The organism is Halorhodospira sp. 9628, from assembly GCF_022228075.1.
Classification (GTDB): domain Bacteria; phylum Pseudomonadota; class Gammaproteobacteria; order Nitrococcales; family Halorhodospiraceae; genus Halorhodospira; species Halorhodospira halophila_A.
The window spans coordinates 79,095-95,676 of the sequence record NZ_JAJNRF010000006.1 but is presented as its reverse complement, the minus strand read 5'-3'; the positions used below and the strand labels follow the sequence as shown (position 1 = coordinate 95,676).

The 16,582-nt window shown below is 69.5% G+C and carries 16 protein-coding genes; 9 read left to right on the top strand and 7 right to left on the bottom strand.

What is annotated here, in order from left to right; translation table 11 throughout:
- Positions 1-28: 28 nt before the first annotated feature.
- Entirely contained in the window at positions 29-1,126 is a 1,098-nt protein-coding gene (locus LRG10_RS07935) for an AI-2E family transporter (protein WP_201172930.1), read from the top strand.
- 30 nt (positions 1,127-1,156) lie between these two features.
- On the opposite strand, the gene LRG10_RS07930 is transcribed toward LRG10_RS07935, so the two are convergent.
- On the bottom strand, positions 1,157-2,491 hold the full coding sequence (locus tag LRG10_RS07930) for a PhoH family protein (protein WP_201172927.1): 1,335 nt from the start codon (positions 2,489-2,491) through the stop codon (positions 1,157-1,159).
- 45 nt (positions 2,492-2,536) lie between these two features.
- The gene (locus tag LRG10_RS07925; RefSeq protein WP_201172925.1) at positions 2,537-3,064 is read right to left on the bottom strand and encodes a glycine cleavage system protein R; all 528 of its coding nucleotides are present in this window, start codon (positions 3,062-3,064) and stop codon (positions 2,537-2,539) included.
- Between the two features lie 160 nt (positions 3,065-3,224).
- Between LRG10_RS07925 and dapA the strand changes: the two genes are divergently transcribed.
- From dapA to LRG10_RS07900, 5 genes are all read left to right on the top strand, one after another.
- Positions 3,225-4,112, top strand: coding sequence for a 4-hydroxy-tetrahydrodipicolinate synthase (gene dapA / locus LRG10_RS07920; RefSeq protein ID WP_201172922.1), 888 nt, complete (start codon positions 3,225-3,227; stop codon positions 4,110-4,112).
- 20 nt (positions 4,113-4,132) lie between these two features.
- Positions 4,133-4,708, top strand: coding sequence for an outer membrane protein assembly factor BamC (gene bamC / locus LRG10_RS07915; RefSeq protein ID WP_201172920.1), 576 nt, complete (start codon positions 4,133-4,135; stop codon positions 4,706-4,708).
- 2 nt (positions 4,709-4,710) lie between these two features.
- Positions 4,711-8,610 (top strand): phosphoribosylformylglycinamidine synthase, encoded by a 3,900-nt coding sequence (gene purL, locus LRG10_RS07910; protein WP_238635085.1) that lies wholly within the window; start codon positions 4,711-4,713, stop codon positions 8,608-8,610.
- Between the two features lie 99 nt (positions 8,611-8,709).
- The gene (galU, locus tag LRG10_RS07905) at positions 8,710-9,603 is read left to right on the top strand and encodes a UTP--glucose-1-phosphate uridylyltransferase GalU (RefSeq protein ID WP_201172918.1); all 894 of its coding nucleotides are present in this window, start codon (positions 8,710-8,712) and stop codon (positions 9,601-9,603) included.
- A 32-nt stretch (positions 9,604-9,635) separates the two neighbouring features.
- Entirely contained in the window at positions 9,636-10,625 is a 990-nt protein-coding gene (locus LRG10_RS07900) for a quinone oxidoreductase (RefSeq protein ID WP_238635084.1), read from the top strand.
- Between the two features lie 239 nt (positions 10,626-10,864).
- Here the strand turns inward: LRG10_RS07900 and LRG10_RS07895 are convergent, their stop codons facing one another.
- Genes LRG10_RS07895 through LRG10_RS07885 form a run of 3 tightly spaced genes read right to left on the bottom strand, consistent with a single transcriptional unit; the run spans position 10,865 to position 13,879 of the window.
- Positions 10,865-11,803, bottom strand: a complete 939-nt coding sequence (locus tag LRG10_RS07895) for an ArsA family ATPase (RefSeq protein ID WP_238633491.1) — start codon at positions 11,801-11,803, stop codon at positions 10,865-10,867.
- Between the two features lie 25 nt (positions 11,804-11,828).
- A complete protein-coding gene (locus LRG10_RS07890) occupies positions 11,829-12,107 on the bottom strand; it encodes a cory-CC-star protein (RefSeq protein ID WP_201172916.1) in 279 nt (92 codons plus the stop codon).
- Positions 12,104-13,879: a carbon starvation protein A gene (locus LRG10_RS07885; protein WP_238635083.1), complete on the bottom strand. Its 1,776-nt coding sequence runs from the start codon at positions 13,877-13,879 to the stop codon at positions 12,104-12,106. Before LRG10_RS07885 ends, LRG10_RS07890 begins: the two co-directional genes overlap by 4 nt.
- Positions 13,880-13,974: 95 nt before the next feature.
- On the opposite strand from LRG10_RS07885, the gene LRG10_RS07880 reads away from it, so the two are divergent.
- Positions 13,975-14,421, top strand: coding sequence for a universal stress protein (locus tag LRG10_RS07880; protein ID WP_201172912.1), 447 nt, complete (start codon positions 13,975-13,977; stop codon positions 14,419-14,421).
- Between the two features lie 22 nt (positions 14,422-14,443).
- On the opposite strand, the gene LRG10_RS07875 is transcribed toward LRG10_RS07880, so the two are convergent.
- The gene (locus LRG10_RS07875) at positions 14,444-14,809 is read right to left on the bottom strand and encodes a hypothetical protein (RefSeq protein WP_201242319.1); all 366 of its coding nucleotides are present in this window, start codon (positions 14,807-14,809) and stop codon (positions 14,444-14,446) included.
- A 125-nt stretch (positions 14,810-14,934) separates the two neighbouring features.
- Positions 14,935-15,405 carry an Hsp20/alpha crystallin family protein gene (locus tag LRG10_RS07870; protein WP_201172908.1) on the bottom strand — a complete coding sequence of 157 codons (471 nt, stop codon included), beginning with the start codon at positions 15,403-15,405 and terminating at the stop codon, positions 14,935-14,937.
- Positions 15,406-15,500: 95 nt separating this feature from the next.
- On the opposite strand from LRG10_RS07870, the gene LRG10_RS07865 reads away from it, so the two are divergent.
- Positions 15,501-16,391, top strand: a complete 891-nt coding sequence (locus LRG10_RS07865) for an ion transporter (protein WP_238633495.1) — start codon at positions 15,501-15,503, stop codon at positions 16,389-16,391.
- Positions 16,366-16,578: a heavy-metal-associated domain-containing protein gene (locus LRG10_RS07860; RefSeq protein ID WP_011814972.1), complete on the top strand. Its 213-nt coding sequence runs from the start codon at positions 16,366-16,368 to the stop codon at positions 16,576-16,578. Before LRG10_RS07865 ends, LRG10_RS07860 begins: the two co-directional genes overlap by 26 nt.
- The last annotated feature ends 4 nt before the right edge of the window (positions 16,579-16,582 follow it).

Below are 16,582 nucleotides of genomic sequence, written 5' to 3'. Positions count from 1 at the left end.
ATGCGCGATCCGCGAAGGAGATGCGCCCTTGGAGCTGATACGTAGCTGGCTGCGCCGCACATTCAACGATCCTCAGATCGCTGCCTTCATCATCCTCATGGTGGTCGGCCTAGGGGCGCTGCTGATGCTTGGCAGCATCCTTGCGCCGGTGATCGCCGCCGTGGTCATCGCCTATCTGCTCGAGGGCGTGGTGCGGGCGTTCGAGCGCTTTGGGGTGCCCCGGATGCTGGCGGTGGTGATCGTGATCCTCTTCCTCACCACCTTCCTGATCCTGGTGCTATTCGCGCTGATCCCGCTGCTCTACCGCCAGGTGGGGCAGCTGGTCGATCAGTTGCCGGCGATCCTCGCCCAAGGGCAGATGCTGCTCCTGCAGCTGCCCGAACACTACCCGCAGCTCTTCTCCGAGGCTCAGATCCGCGAGATGCTGGATACCGCCCGGCGCGAGATCACCGATCTGGGGCAGCGGGTGGTGGCCTCGGTGACCGTGCAGTCGCTGATGATCCTCGGCACCCTGGTCATCTATGCCGTGCTGGTCCCCTTCCTGGTCTTCTTCCTGCTCAAGGACAAGCGGCTATTGCTGCAGTGGGTCAGCAACCATATGCCGCGCCACCGCGCCTTCGCCTCGGAGGTCTGGCTCGACGTCGATCAGCAGATCGGCAACTACGTCCGCGGCAAGTTCATCGAGATCGTGATCGTTTGGGCGGTGACCTACATCACGTTCTCGGTCCTCGGTCTGCCGTTCGCCATGCTGTTGGCGGTGGCCACCGGGTTGTCGGTGATCATCCCTTATATCGGCGCCTTCGTGATGACCGTGCCGGTGGCGCTGATCGCCTACTTCCACTTCGGGGTCAGTCAGGAGTTGGTCTACGTCCTGGTGGCCTACACGATCATTCAGGTCCTCGACGGCAATGTGCTGGTGCCGCTGCTCTTCTCCGAGGTGGTCAACCTCCACCCGGTGGCGATCATCGTCTCCATCCTGGTCTTCGGCGGGATCTGGGGGTTCTGGGGGATCTTCTTCGCCATCCCGCTGGCCACCTTCATCCAGGCGATCATCAAGGCCTGGGTGCGACGGCGCAAACCGCCGGATGAAGAGTCCGCGGGGGTTGAGGAGGAGCTGGTGCCCTGAGCCGGGCGGGTTCCCCGTGGCCGCGGCGGGTCAGAGGACGTCCGAGGCGTAATCGGCCAGCCGCGAGCGCTCGCCCCGACGCAGGGTCACGTGGCCGCTGTGGGGCCAGTCCTTGAGGCGGTCGACCACGTAGGTCAGCCCCGAGGTGCTCTCGGTCAGGTAGGGGGTGTCGATCTGGCCGATGTTGCCGAGGCAGATCACCTTGGTGCCCGGGCCGGCCCGGGTGATCAGGGTTTTCATCTGTTTGGCGGTGAGGTTCTGCGCCTCGTCGAGGATGACGAACTTCTCCAGGAAGGTCCGCCCGCGCATGAAGCTCATCGAGCGGATGCGCACCCGGGAGTGGAGCAGGTCGGCGGTGGCCGCCCGCGCCCAGTCGCCGCCAAGCCCGCTGTCCGGCGCGCTGAGCACCTCCAGGTTGTCCATCAGCGCCCCCATCCAGGGGGTCATCTTCTCCTCTTCGGTGCCCGGGAGGTAGCCGATCTCCTCGCCGATGGCCACGGTGGCCCGGGTGGCGATCACCTCGCGGTAGCGGCCCTGGTCCATGGTCTGCGCCAGTCCGGCGGCCAGGGTGAGCAGGGTTTTGCCGGTGCCGGCGGCGCCTAGCAGCGAGACCAGGTCGATCTCCGGGTCCATGAGCAGGTGCAGGGCAAAGTTCTGCTCGCGGTTGCGGGCCCGGACACCCCAGACCGCGTTGCGTTCGCGGAAATCGGCCACCGGCGCGAGCACGGCGTGCCGGTCCTCGAAGCCGCGCACCACACCCTCGAAGCCGTCCTCGGCGTAGAGGCACTGGTTGACCCGCCACACGGTGTCCTCGGGCACCGGTACCCGGTAGCCGCGCTCGTGGGCGCGGGCCCGTTGCCACACGTCCGCCGGGATGGCCTCGACGCCCGTCGGCAGCAGATCGACGTCGTCGATGACCCGGTCGCTCTCGTAGTCCTCGGCGGCGATGCCGGCCACCTGGGCGCGGATGCGCAGGTTGATGTCCTTGGAGACTAGGACCGGGGTCTGCGCCCGGCCCTCGCGCAAACGTCCGGCGGCGGCGAGGATGGCCGAGTCGCCGCGGCCGTGGCCCTCGGTCTCGAAGAACAGCCGCCCGGACGGCTCGCCCGGGGCGCCGCTGCCCAGGGCGACGCCGTCGTGCAGAGAGCCGGGGGTGTGGCCGGCGAGCAGGTCGTCGAGGAAGCGGCTGACCTGGCGGGCGTTGCGCGCCACCTCGGAGAGCCCCTCTTTGGCGGCGTCGAGTTCCTCGAGCACCGCCGAGGGCAGGCAGACGTCGTGCTCCTCGAAGTGGAACAGTGCGGTCGGGTCGTGCACCAGGACCGACGTGTCGAGCACGTAGATGCGTTCGGCGAGCGGCTGGTTCATGGCGGTTTCATCCCCGTGCCGGGGTTGCTTGTTCCGGGGCGACGGCTACTTGGCCGGCTCCATGATGGCGTCCAGATTGAACTGGTCGCAGAAGTCCATGAACTCGTCGCGCAGGCTGGCGATGTGTACGCCGGCCGGGACGTCCACGGTCAGGTAGACCGAGAACATCGGAGTGCCCGTGTGCGCCGCCGCGTAGCTGGCGGTGTTCATGTCGCGGATGTTGATCTCGCGCGTGGCGAAGAAGTTGGCGAGCTCGGCGACGATCCCCGGGTGATCGAGGGCGACGACCTCCACCGAGTAAGGCAGCAGCTGCTCACCGGTGCTAGCCGGCTCGGTGCGCTGGATATGGATCTCCAGGCCCATACGCCGCGCCGAGTGGGGCAGGCTCGTCTCGAGCTTGGCCAACTCGTTCCAGCGCCCGGAAACCATGAGGATCATGGCGAACTCGCCGCCGAGCACGCTCATGCGGCTGTCGGCGATGTTGCAGCCGGTTTCGGTAACCGCGCCGGCCAACTCGCGCACGATGCCCGGGCGGTCGTGCCCGAGGGCGGTGATGACCATCAGGTTGTGCATCGCACTGCTCGCCCTGCTTGGGTGTGCGGCGGCAGTCTAGCACGGAACTTGGCCTGGATGGGGCGCGCCGCCCGGCGTCATCCTTGCTTGGCGCCGCGCACCCCGCTTAGTACCATGAGTCCCTTGCCGATCTGACTCGAGACCGATGACGGAGGTGGTGATGTTCCGCGGCAGCATGGTGGCGATGGTCACCCCGATGAAGGCGCAGGATGGAATTCGGGACGCCGTGGACGAGAAGGCGCTCAAGCAGCTCGTCGAATTCCACGTCGAGCAGGGCAGCGACGCCATCGTGGCCGTCGGCACCACCGGCGAGTCGGCCACCCTCGATTACGAAGAGCACCGGGACGTCATCCGCGCCACGGTGGAGGCCGCTGCGGGCCGGATCCCGGTCATCGGTGGCACCGGCGCCAACTCGACCTGGGAGGCCATCGAGCTGACCCGCAGCGCGATGGAAGCCGGCTGTGACGCGGCGCTGCTGGTGGTGCCCTACTACAACAAGCCCACCCAGGAGGGGCTGGTCCAGCACTTCACGGCCATCGCCGAGGCGGTGCCGATCCCGCAGATCCTCTACAACGTGCCCGGGCGCACCGGCTGCGACATGCTCCCCGAGACCGTCGCCCGCCTGGCCGATCTGCCCAACGTGGTCGGCCTCAAGGAGGCGCAGGGTACGGTCGAGCGCGCCGAGGAGGTGATCCGGCTCTGCGGCGATCGGCTGGATGTCTTCGCCGGTGACGACTTCAACGCGCTGGGCATGATGCGCGTCGGCGGCAAGGGGGTCATCTCGGTGAGCGCCAACGTGGCGCCGCGGCAGATGCGCGAGCTCTGCGCCGCCGCGCTGAGTGGCGACATGGAGAGCGCCGAGGCCATCAACGAGCGGTTGACGCCGCTGCACCAGGCGATGTTCTGCGAGCCGAACCCGGTGCCGGTCAAGTGGGCGGTGGAGCAGCTCGGCATGGCCGACTCGGGTATGCGGCTGCCCATGACCCGCTTGACCGACGCCGGTCAGGCGCGGGTCCGGCAGGCGATGATCGACGCCGGTCTGCTGTGAGGGGAGCGACCGCCAGGGGCGTGCGCTGGCTCCCGGTGGCGCTGCTCGCCGCCGGGCTGCTTGGCGCCTGTGCCACCGACCCGCTGACCCGCGACGAGGCCGAGTACCCCGACCACCTGGTCATCCCGCCGGATCTGGTCGGTGAGCCGGACCCCGCCGCAGCGGAGCCGCCGGCCGCGGAGCCGGACGCCGACGAGGAGCTGCCGGTGGACGTCGAGCGCACCATCCCCTCGCGGCTCACCGAGGTCGACGGCGATCCGCGGCTCGCCTTGGGGATGGGGATCAATCAGGCCTGGACCGGTACCGGCGCCGCGCTCAATCGTCTGGATTTCACCGTGCTCGAGCGCCAGCGCGACGAGCTCTACTACCTGATCCGCTACGAGCCGCGGGCGGACGAGGAGATCGAGCAGCCCGGCCTGTTCGCGCGCTGGTTCGGCGGGGCCGAGCGCATCGACACCGCGCCGCAGCGCTTCCGTATCCAGATCGCCCGTGAGGACGGGCAGGTGGTGGCCAGGGTCCTCGACGAGGACGGCGAGCCGGCCGCACAAGCGGTCGCCGAACGGCTGCTGACCCTGCTCGATCGCCAGCTCTACTGACCATGTTGCAGATTCCCGGAAAACGCGCCCTCTCCCCCTTCCGCCTCGACAAGCTGCGTGACGAGCTGCGCACCGCCTGTGCGGCGGTGCACGCCGTCGACGCCATGCACTGCCACTTCGTGGCCACTGAACGGCCCCTTTCCGAAGCGCAGCACGAGGTTCTGCTGCAGCTGCTCGACTACGGGGCCGACTACCCGGCGCCGGCCGGTGCCGACGGCGAGGTGACCACGCTTCTGGTGGTGCCGCGCCCCGGCACCGTTTCGCCGTGGTCGAGCAAGGCTACGGACATCGCCCGCAACTGTGGGCTCAGCGATGTCGAGCGTATCGAGCGTGGCACACTGTTTCGCATCATCAGCGACGGCCCCCTGACCGGAGCTGGGCGTCAGGCCGTTGTTGCGGCGATCCACGACCCGCTGACCGATGCCGTGCTCGACGGCCCGGAGGAGGCCGAGGCGCTGTTCCGGGACAGCCAGCCGCGCCCGGTGGCCGAGATCGACGTCCTTGGCGGCGGGCGCGAGGCGCTGACCCGGGCGGATGCCGAGCTGGGTCTGGCGCTGGCCGAGGACGAGATCGACTACTTGCTCGAGAGCTACGACGGCCTGGGGCGCAACCCCACCGACGTCGAGTTGATGATGTTCGCCCAGGCGAACTCGGAGCACTGCCGGCACAAGATCTTCAACGCCGACTGGGTCATCGACGGTGAGGCGCAGCCGCGGTCGCTGTTCGCCATGATCCGCCGCAGCCACGAGGCCAGCCCCGGTGGCGTGCTCTCGGCGTACAGCGACAATGCCGCCGTGGCCGCCGGTTTCGAGGCCCGGCGCCTGCACGCCGGGGCCGACGGATGCTACCGCGAACACCCTGAGCCGGCTCACCTGGTGATGAAGGTCGAGACCCACAACCACCCGACCGCGATCGAGCCGTTCGCCGGTGCCGCCACCGGTGCCGGCGGCGAGATCCGTGACGAGGCGGCCACCGGCGTCGGTGGTCGCACCAAGGCGGGGCTGACCGGCTTTTCGGTGTCCAATCTGCGCATCCCCGGCTTTCAGCAGCCGTGGGAAGGCCCGGAAGCCCGGCCGCGGCGGATCGCCTCGCCGCTGGCGATCATGCTCGATGGCCCCCTGGGGGCAGCCGGCTACAACAACGAGTTCGGGCGGCCGGCGCTGAGCGGCTACTTCCGCACGCTGGAGCTCGCCGCGCCGGCGGTCGGCGGCGGCGAGCAGGTGCGTGGCTACCACAAACCGATCATGATCGCCGGCGGCATGGGCAACATCCGCGACGATCACGTCCATAAGCGCCATCTGCCTGCGGGGACGCCGGTGGTGGTGCTGGGCGGACCGGCCCTGCTCATTGGGCTGGGCGGCGGGGCGGCCTCGTCGGTGGCCAGCGGCAGCGGCGACGAGGCGTTGGATCTCGCCTCGGTGCAGCGCGACAACCCCGAGATGCAGCGGCGCGCGCAAGGGGTGCTGGACGCCTGCACGGCCCGCGGCGACGGCAATCCGATCCATTCCATCCACGACGTGGGCGCCGGCGGCCTGTCCAACGCCATCCCCGAGATCCTCGACGATGCCGACCGCGGCGGGCGCGTCGAGCTGCGTACGATCCCCATCGACGACCCGGGCATGTCGCCGCTGGAGATCTGGTGCAACGAGTCCCAGGAGCGCTACGTCCTGGCTGTGGACCCCGAGCGGCTGGCCGAGTTCGAGGCGCTGTGCGCCCGCGAGCGCTGCCCCTACGCCGTGGTGGGTGAGACCACCGATGCCCGCGAGCTGGTCGTCGGCGACGGCTACTTCGACAACACGCCGGTGGACCTGCCCATGGAGCTGCTCCTGGGCAAACCACCCAAGATGTTGCGCGATGTCCGCCGCCGGGCTGTGGCCGGAGCGCCGCTGGATCTGGGCGGGGTGACCGTGGTCGAGGCGCTGGAGCGGGTGCTGCAGCTGCCCGCCGTCGCGTCCAAGGAGTTCCTGATTACCATCGGCGATCGGACCGTCACTGGGCAGGTGGTGCGGGATCAGATGGTCGGCCCTTGGCAGGTGCCGGTGGCCGATTGCGCGGTCACCGTCTCGGACTATCGCGGCTATGCCGGCGAGGCCATGGCGGTGGGCGAGCGGCCCACGGTGGCCATCCTCGACGCCCCGGCCTCCGGTCGGCTGGCCGTGGCCGAGGCCCTGACCAACCTGGCCACTGCCGGGGTGGGGCGGCTTGCTGCGGTGAACCTCTCCGCCAACTGGATGGCTGCCTGCGGCCACGACGGCGAGGACGCCGCGCTGTATGACACGGTGGCCGCCGTGGGTCGGGATCTCTGCCCGGAGTTGGGGGTGGCCATCCCGGTGGGGAAGGATTCGCTGTCCATGCGCACGGTCTGGGAGGAAGCCGGCGGGCAGCGCTCGGTAACGGCGCCGGTCTCGTTGGTGGTCTCTGCCTTCGCCCCGGTTGCCGACGTGCGCCGGGCGGTCACGCCGCAGCTGCAGCCGCAGCCGGACACCGTTCTGGTGGCGCTGGAACTCAGCGGCGAGCGGCATCGTCTCGGCGGCTCCGCCCTGGCGCAGGTCTACCGTCGCATCGGCGAACGCCCGGCGGATCTGGACAGCCCGGCGGCGCTGCGCTGGGCCTTCGACCACGTACAGGACCTACTCGCCGAGGGGCGCATCCTGGCCTGTCACGATCGCTCCGACGGCGGCCTGCTGGTCACCCTCTGCGAGATGGCCTTCGCCGGGCGGTGCGGTTTCGAGGTGGATCTGGACGCCGTTTCCGGCGAGGGCCCGGACGGGCTCCTGTCTGCCGCCTTCAGCGAGGAGCCCGGCCTGGTCCTGCAGCTGACCGCTGCCGAGGCCAATGCCCTGGAATCCGCCGCCGCCGATGCTCCGGAGGGCGTCCGGGTGCGCCGGCTGGGGCAGCCGCGTGCGGACGATCGAGTGGTGGTCCACGGCGCGGGGGGCGCGCTGCTGGATCGGCCCCGGCGGGAGCTGCAGCGGATCTGGGCCGAGACCAGCTACCGCATGCAGGCCCTGCGCGACGACCCCGAGTGCGCCGCCGAGGCCTTCGACGCCATCCCGGACAGCGACGATCCCGGCCTGACCGCTACGCAGGCGGTTTTCGATCCGGCCGAGGATGTGGCGGCCCCGTACATCGCCAGCGGAGCGCGGCCTCGCGTGGCGGTGCTCCGCGAGCAGGGCGTCAATGGCCACGTGGAGATGGCTGCGGCCTTCCATGCCGCCGGGTTCGAGGCCGTAGACGTCCACATGAGCGATATCCTCGGCGGCAGCGACGACCTGACCGGCTACCACGGGTTGGCCGCCTGCGGCGGCTTCTCCTTCGGCGACGTCCTCGGTGCAGGGGGCGGCTGGGCCAAGAGCATCCGCTTCCACGACGGCGCCCGGGAGGCCTTCCAGGCCTTCTTCCACCGTCCGGATACCTTCACCCTGGGCGTGTGCAACGGCTGCCAGATGCTCGCCCATCTGCGCGATCTCATCCCCGGCGCCGGGGCCTGGCCGCGTTTCGTGCGCAACCGCTCGGAGCAGTTCGAGGCGCGTCTGGCCCTGGTCGAGGTGGTGGACTCGCCCTCGGTGCTGCTGCGCGGCATGGCCGGCTCGCGCCTCCCGCTGGCGGTGGCCCACGGCGAGGGTCGGGTGGACTTCAGCGCCGGCGACGCGGCGGCGGCCCGGCCGGTGCTGCGCTACATCGACGGCGACGGCCGGCCGGCGAATGCCTATCCGGCCAATCCCAACGGCTCGGCCGGGGGGATGACCGGTTTCACCAGCGACGACGGCCGCGCGACGATCCTGATGCCGCACCCCGAGCGGGTGTTCCGGAGCGTGCAGTACTCCTGGCATCCGCCCGAGTGGGGCGAGGACGGCCCCTGGCTGCGCATGTTCCGCAACGCGCGGGCTTGGGTTGGCTGAGATCGGCCCGTACCTTATCCGGTAGCGCCGCCGGCCGGAGCGCAGGGGCCGGCCGGCCGCCGGACAGGGAAAGACCGAACAACGTCAGGAGGTCGAATCTTGAGCGCCAACTACCCGATCCGAACTGTTGTCTTCCCGGTTGCCGGGCTCGGCACCCGCTTCCTGCCGGCCACCAAGGCCAGTCCCAAGGAGATGCTGCCGGTGGTCGACAAGCCGCTGATCCAGTACGCGGTGGAGGAGGCGGTGGCCGCCGGGGCCGAGTACCTCGTCTTTGTGACCGGCCGCACCAAGCGCGCCATCGAGGATCACTTTGACACCGCCACCGAGCTTGAGCGGGAGCTCGAGGCCAAGGGCAAGGAGAAGCTCCTCCAGCTGGTCAAGGATACTGTGCCTAAGGGGGTGAGCTGCATCTACATCCGCCAGGGCGAAGCCCTGGGGCTCGGTCACGCCGTGGCCTGTGCCCGGCCGGCGGTCGGTCGTCGCGAGCCGTTCGGCGTCATCCTCGCCGACGATCTGATCAATGCCGGCGACGACGCCCCGGCCCTGGCCCAAATGGCCGGAGTGGCGGCCTGGCGAGGCGGCTCGGTGCTCGGCGTCGAGCGCGTCCCGCAGGCCGAGACGGACAAGTACGGCGTCGTCGAGGGCGAGACCGTCGGCGACGGTGTCACCGCCGTCAGCGCCATGGTCGAGAAGCCCAGCCCCGCCGAGGCGCCGTCCAACCTGGCGGTGGTCGGGCGCTATATCCTCTCGCGCAACATCTTCCACCACCTGGATCGGACCCGCCCCGATCACCGCGGCGAGATCCAGCTGACCGACGCCATCGTCTCGCTGATGGCCGAGGAGCCGGTGTACGCTTACGAGTACGCCGGCGAGCGCTACGACTGCGGCAGCAAGTTCGGCTACCTGCAGGCTACCGTGGCCTACGGGCTCGAGCACCCGGAGCTCGGCCCGGATTTCCGGGACTATGTCAGAGGGTTGGGGGACGACGCCTGAGCGGCTCCCGCCCCGGCCAACAGGAGGACGCCATGGCCCGCGCCGTCCGCATCCAGCAAACGGGTGGCCCCGAGCAGTTGCAGGTCGAAGAGGTTGAGGTGCCCGCCCCGGGCGCCGGCGAGGTGCTGCTCCGCCAGACTGCCTGCGGGGTCAACTTCATCGACTGCTACCACCGCAGCGGGCTGTATCCGCTGCCGCGACTGCCGCACGGCATCGGCGTGGAGGCCAGCGGCGTGGTCGAGGCGGTTGGCGAGGGGGTCCGCGAGGTGCAGGTGGGCGAGCGCGTGGCCTACGCCGCGCCGCCGCCGGGGGCCTACGCCGAGGCCCGCATCCTGCCGGCGGAACGGCTGATTCCGGTCCCCGACGAGATCGACGATGCGGTGGCCGGCGGCACCACCCTGCGCGGCCTGACCGCCTGGCTGCTGCTGCACCGCACGTTCACGGTCCGCCGTGGGCACACGTTGCTGGTCCATGCCGCCGCCGGCGGCGTGGGGCAGATCCTCTGCCAGTGGGCCGACGCCCTCGGGGCCACCGTGATCGGCACCGTGGGCGATGAGGAGAAGGCGCAGGTGGCTGCGGAGCACGGCTGCCACCATCCGATTGTCTACACCCGGGACGACTTCCGCGAGAAGGTCGAGGCGATCACCGGTGGCCGGGGTGTGGACGTGGTCTACGACTCCGTGGGGGCGGCCACCTTTGAGGGGTCGCTGGACTGCCTGCGCCCGCTGGGTCTGATGGTCAGCTACGGGAATGCCTCTGGGGCGCCGCCGGCGATTGAGCCGGGGTTGCTGGCGCAGAAGGGGTCGCTGTTCCTGACCCGTCCGGTGCTGTTCCACTACATCGCCGATCGCCACGAGTTGCTGGCCGGCGCCTCGGCGTATTTCGATGCGCTCACCCAGGGCGTGATCGAGCCCCGGGTGGGGCGGCGCTACCCGCTGGAGAAGGCGGCGCAGGCCCACACGGATCTGGAGGCCCGGGCGACCAGCGGGGCCACGGTGCTCGATCTCGGCGCAGCGGGTTGACCCCGGCGCGGGGGATGCCCCGGGTCCGCCGGCGTCGAACGAGCGCGCCCCTGCGGGGTTCCCTGCGCTGCTCACCGGCGCGGGGCCGCTCGCTTAACTCGCGGCGCTGCCGCGCCGCTCGGACAAAACCTCGCTGACCAGCGCGAACCCGCAAAGGTTCGCTCTGGCCCCCGCGCCGGCTGCGCTGCTCGGCGCGCTCAATGACGCCGGCGGACCAGGGGGCCTCCCCCGCGCCGGGGTCAGTCCCGCAGATGCCCGGCAACGGCACGGAGGTCGTCCAGGTCGCGCACGTCGGCGGCGCGAAGCGGCACGTAGTAGCGCCGCCGATCGGCAAAGTGCTGCTCGATCGCCGCCAGGTGCTCCGCCTCGGCCTCGCGGCGGCGGGCGACGAAGGTGCCGTCGGCCTCCTCCGGCAGCACCTTGTTGATCACCAGCGCCCCCACCCGCAAGCGGTGGCTGTCGAGTTCCGCCAGCGCGCGCCGCGTCTCCTCCACCGGCAGGTGTTCCGGGGTGAGGACGAAGACGAAGGCCGTCATGGCCGGATCCAGCATCAGATCGCGGACCGCCGCGATCCGCCGGCGCCGCTCGCTGAGTAGATCGTAGAGCGGATCCTCGGGCACCTCGCCATCGCCGAGCCACTGCGAGCGCTCGCGGTTGTGCTCCGTGCGCCGGCGCAGCAGGCCGTCTACCCAGGCGCCCATGAGCTCCGGCAGGGTCAGTAGCCGGATGGTGTGCCCCGTGGGTGCGGTGTCGAAGACCACCTGATCGTAGCCCTGCGCCTCGCCCGGGTGCGCCTCGTCCAGCAGGATCCCCACCATGCGGTCGAACAGGGCCGCCTCGTACGCCCCGGGGGCGCGGCCGGCCATGTCGATCTGCCGTTCCGCCTCCTCGATCATGGTCGAGCGGACCGTGGCCCGGATGTTCTGCTTGACCTGCTCGATGTAGCGGGCGCACTCGGCATCCGGGTCGATCTCGATGGCATCGAGGTTCCCGGCCACGCGGGTGGGCTCCCCGCCGAGGGGGCGGCCGAAGGCGTCGCCCAGGTTGTGGGCCGGGTCGGTGGAGACCAGCAGGACCCGTTGCCCGCTGTCCGCCGCGGCCAGTGCATGGGCGGCTGCCGTGGTGGTCTTGCCCACGCCGCCCTTGCCGGAGAAGAACAGGATCGGTTCGCTGATCACCGCTTGGCCTCCCGCGGTTCGTCGTTCAGCAGCACCGGATGTGGTCCAGCGGCGAGTGATCCATCCCCATGCGCTGGTGCCACTCATGGTAAGACTCGATCAGTGCCGGGTAGAGCTCCAGGGTGTAGTAGGAGGCCGGGTTGGGGAGGCCCATGGCCTCCCCGAAGAGCATCAGCAGGATCAGGTCCTCCTGGTCCTGCAGCTCCCGCTTGACCTCGGCGTCGTGGCCGAGGCGCAGCGACTGATCGTAGCCGCGCAGCAGCTGCTGAAGCCGTTCCCACCAGGAGCCGTCCGTGGCGCTCATGACCGCCCCTCGCGCTCCGGCTCTTCGTCGGCCGGGTCCCGCAGCGCCTCGAGTTCGTCACGGCTGCGGAACAGCCGCACCGCCTCGAGCAGGATCCAGATGGCGAAGCCGAGGATCACCGCGCCCAGGCCGAAGAGCAGCCACTCGGCGTCGGCTTCGCGCAGGCCGGACCACTCGAGGACCACCTGCTCGGTCATCGCCCAGATGGTCATCGCCAGCAGGAAGACCATCGGGATCAGCGTCGGGATGGGGCTGCGGCCCTTCCGGTAAAGCCACAGCGAGATCAGCATCAGGGTGATCCCGGCCAGCAGCTGGTTGGAGGTGCCGAACAGCGGCCAGAGCAGATAGCCGCCGGAGCCGAGCCCCTCGCCGCCGTCGGGGACCAGCACCAGGAAAGCGGTCAGGCCCACGGCCAGCGAGGTGGCCACGTGGCGGCGGGTGAGGTTGGGGATGCGGTACTCGGTGCCCAGCTCGCCGATGATATAGCGCAGCAGGCGCACCGCCGAGTCCAGCGTGGTGGCGGCGAAGCAGACGATGATCAGGGCGACGATGGTGGCGGCCACGTCGGAGGGGATGCCGATGCCGCCGGCCAGTTGCGAAGCCCCCTCGACGAAGTTGCCGACACCGGCCTGGCCGGCGGCGGCGAAGCTCGAGTAGCTGTCGGTGAACTCGGCGGTGCTGGCGAACAGCGTGGCTACGGCGATGATGGTGATCAGCGCCAGGGTGCCTTCGCCGAGCGCCCCCAGGTAGCCCACCGTGCGGGCGTCGGTCTCCTTGTCCAGCTGCTTCGAGGACGTCCCCGAGGCCACCAGGCCGTGGAAGCCGGAGATGGCGCCGCAGGCGATGGTGATGAACAGCAGCGGGAACCAGGAGGTGGTCGCCTCGGTGTTGTAGGCCGGGGCCGTGACCTCGGGCTGCATCACGAACAGGCCGAGGTAGAGGATGCCCAGGCCGACGACCAGCTGCTGAGCGTTGATGTAGTCCCGCGGCTGCAGGAGCTTCCACACCGGCAGGGTGCTGGCGAAGTAGACGTAGGCCAGCAGGACCAGGATCCACACCAGGAAGCTCGCCGGTGTGGCCTCCAGCCCGAACAGGGCTGTGGTCTCGCCCTCGCCGCCGAACCAGCGCACCAGGTCGAGCTGCAGGAACTCGTAGTGCGTGGTGAGGATCGCCGTTCCGTACATGATCACCAGTGCGATCAGCGACGGCACCAGCAGGCTGCCGCCGCGGCGCAGGACCATGTAGCCGATCCAGATCGCCACCGGCACCTGCAGGACCACGGGCAGGACGGCCGCCGGGTTGCTGATGAACAGGTTGGCGATCACCCAGGCGAAGACCGCGTTCACCATCAGGATGAGGATCAGGATGATGAACAGGAACAGGAGCTTGGCGCGGCGGCCGATAAGGCGGTTGGCCATGGTGCCCACCGACTGACCGCGGTGGCGGTTGGACAGCACCAGGGCGCCGAAGTCGTGCACGCCGGCGGCGAAGACGGTCCCCAGGGCCACCCAGGCCAGCGCTGGTCCCCAGCCCCAGTACATGGCGATGGCCGGCCCGACGATGGGCGCGGCGCCAGCGACCGAGGTGAAGTGGTGCCCCCAGAGCACCCACTTGTTGGTGGGGACGAAGTCGACGCCGTCCCGGTAGCGGTGGGCGGGGGTGGTGAAACGCGGATCCAGGCGGTAAATCCGCTCCGCCAGGAATCGCGAGTACCAGAGCCAACCGAAGATGTAGAGGGCGACAACGGCAACCGCAAGCCAGATGGCATTCATTTCGCCTTCCTTTCCCCGTAGTCTGTGCCGGTGGTTAACGGACTATAATTCACACGGTACGCCGAAAAACAGCCTGCACGACCCAAGGGGGACTTATGAGTTCGATAGTGGTTGGCATGGACGGCTCCACAGGCGCGCAGCGTGCCCTGAACTGGGCCGTCAATGAGGCGGCGCTGCGCCGGTGCCCGGTACGCGCGGTCTACGTCATCGACCGGCGCTACCTGGATTCCGATCTCGGCGTTCTGGTTGCCCCCGCCGCCTCGGAGTTGGAGGCGGAAGCGCAGGCGATCCTCGATCGGGCGGTCAACGGGGTCGGCGAGCTCCCCGAGGGCGTCGAGATCCGTAAGGAGGTGGTGCACGCCGAGCGCCATGGGATCGTCGGCACGCTGCTCGACCAGGCGGGGCAGGATGCCGAGCTGTTCGTGGTGGGCAGTCGGGGCCACGGCGGCTTTGCCGGGCTGCTGCTCGGCTCGGTGAGCCACCAGGTGCTTCAGCACGCGACCTGCCCGGTGGTGGTGGTCCCCCACGGGCGTGACGCCTAAGAAGGTTCGCAGCGCCCCGGGCCTAGCGCTGCGGGAAGCGCCGCCAGGCGTCGCGGCCGTAGATCTCCGGGAAGGTGCCGAGGATCTCCGACTGCTCTTGGCGGATGCCCTGCTGGAGTTCGTGGAAGCCGGCCTCGAGTTCAGCGTCGCGGCCCAGGTTGCGCATCTCGGTGCCCGTCGCACGCATCTCCTCCCGGGCCTGGCGGTCGCCGGCGTCCGGGTCCATCTGATATCCGCCGGGCCACTGGCGGGGATCGCTGTAATCCGGCCGCGGCTCGGCCTGCTCCGCGGCGGGTGGTTGCCCGTAGCCGGTGCAGCCGCCCGCCATCAGGGCGGCGAGCAGCAGGGATCCGAGGCCGATCGCCGTTGTCCAGCTTCGATCCTTCATCCTTGGCAGTATGCGATGCGCCACGCCGTCGGGGAACCCCCGCCCGACGTCGTCGATGGGCGCGGTCCCGCACGAAAAAAGCCGCGGCGGGGCCGCGGCCGGTGGAGTGGTCGGCGCGCCGGAGGTTACCCGTCGTCGGCTTGGACCTGGATGCGCTTGGCGGGCTCTTCCTGGCGCTTGGGGACCGTCACCTCCAGGACGCCGTTGCGGGCGCGGGCCTGAATCCCTTCCGCGTCCACGTTGTCGGGCAGCGTGAAGCGGCGGAAGAAGGTGCCGCGGACCCGCTCCATGCGCTTCCAGTTGGCGCCGCTCTCCCTCTCCTCGGACTCGCGCTGGCCCTTGATGGTCAGCATGCCGTTGTCCATGGCTACCTCGATCTCCTCGGGGGAGACGCCGGGCAGGTCCACGTGGACCACGTAGTTCTGCTCATCCTCGTGGATATCCACGGCCGGCAGCCAGTTGCTGGCGGTCTCGCCGTTGTCGTCGCCGGCTTGCGCCATGGCGCCTGGGCGAGCCGAGCCCGGTGCAAAGATCCGGTCCAGGTCGCTCTGCAGGTCGCGCAGCGTGCTCCAGGGGTCGTAACGCATGATGGCCATACGCATCACCTCCTGTCTGGTTATACTGGGGGGTTCTTCGGAGCGGGGCCCGGTGGGCGGCGTCCCCGTCCGTAACAGTAAGGATGGAGGCGGGTTTGGCTTTTTCAAGTGGCCGCGAGCCGGGGGCGCGCTCCCCGCTCCGGAAATGGCACGCGCGCCTGCAGGCGCTGGTCGAGGCGCCGCTTTTCCAGAACACGGTCATTGCCGTGATCTGCATCAACGGTGTCACTCTGGGGCTGGAGACCTCCGACGACCTGGTGGCCTGGAGCCGCGGCGCCATCCCGCTGATCAACGAGATCATCCTCGCCTTCTTCGTCGTGGAGATCACGCTGCGGGTCGTCGCCTGGGGGCCGCGCTTCTTCCGCGGGCCCTGGAACCTGTTCGATTTCGGTATCGTGGCCATCTCTCTGGTGCCCGACGCCGGCGCCTACACGGTGCTCCGCGCGCTGCGCATCCTGCGCCTGCTGCGCCTGCTCTCTCAGGTATCGCGGCTGCGGGTGATCGTCGAATCGCTGCTGCGCGCGCTGCCGGGCATCGGCTGGATCGGTGCGCTGCTCGGGCTGGTTTACTACGTCTTCGCCGTGATGGGTACCGAACTCTACGGCGACACCTTCCCGGACTGGTTCGGCAGCATCGGCGCGAGCATGTACACGCTGTTCCAGGTGATGACGCTGGAAAGCTGGTCGGAGGCCATCGCGCGGCCCGTCATGGAGGAGCACACCGGGGCCTGGTTCTACTTCGTGACCTTCATCTTGGTTTCAGCGTTTACCGTTCTGAACCTTTTCATCGGTATCATCGTCAATAGCATGCAGTCCCTGCACTGGGAAGAAGAGGAAGAGAAACGGGTGGCCACGGAGCAGAAAGCGCACGACGAGCGCGAGGAGATGCTCCGCCACCTGCGCGAGTTGCACGCGAAAGTCGATAGGCTGGAGCAACGGGTCCAAGCAGACGGAGCGAGTCATGGAAACGGTCAGAATCCGGATTGAGGGCATGAGTTGTGCCCATTGCGAGGCCTCGGTGCGCGAGGCTCTGGAGAGCCTGCCCGGGGTCGAGCGGGTGGTCAGCGTCAGCGCTGAGGACGACGAGGCCGCCGTGGAAGGGCGTCCCGATCCGGCGATGGTCGCCCAGCGCCTGGAAGAGCTGGGCTTTACCGGTATGGTGACCGACGATTAGCGTC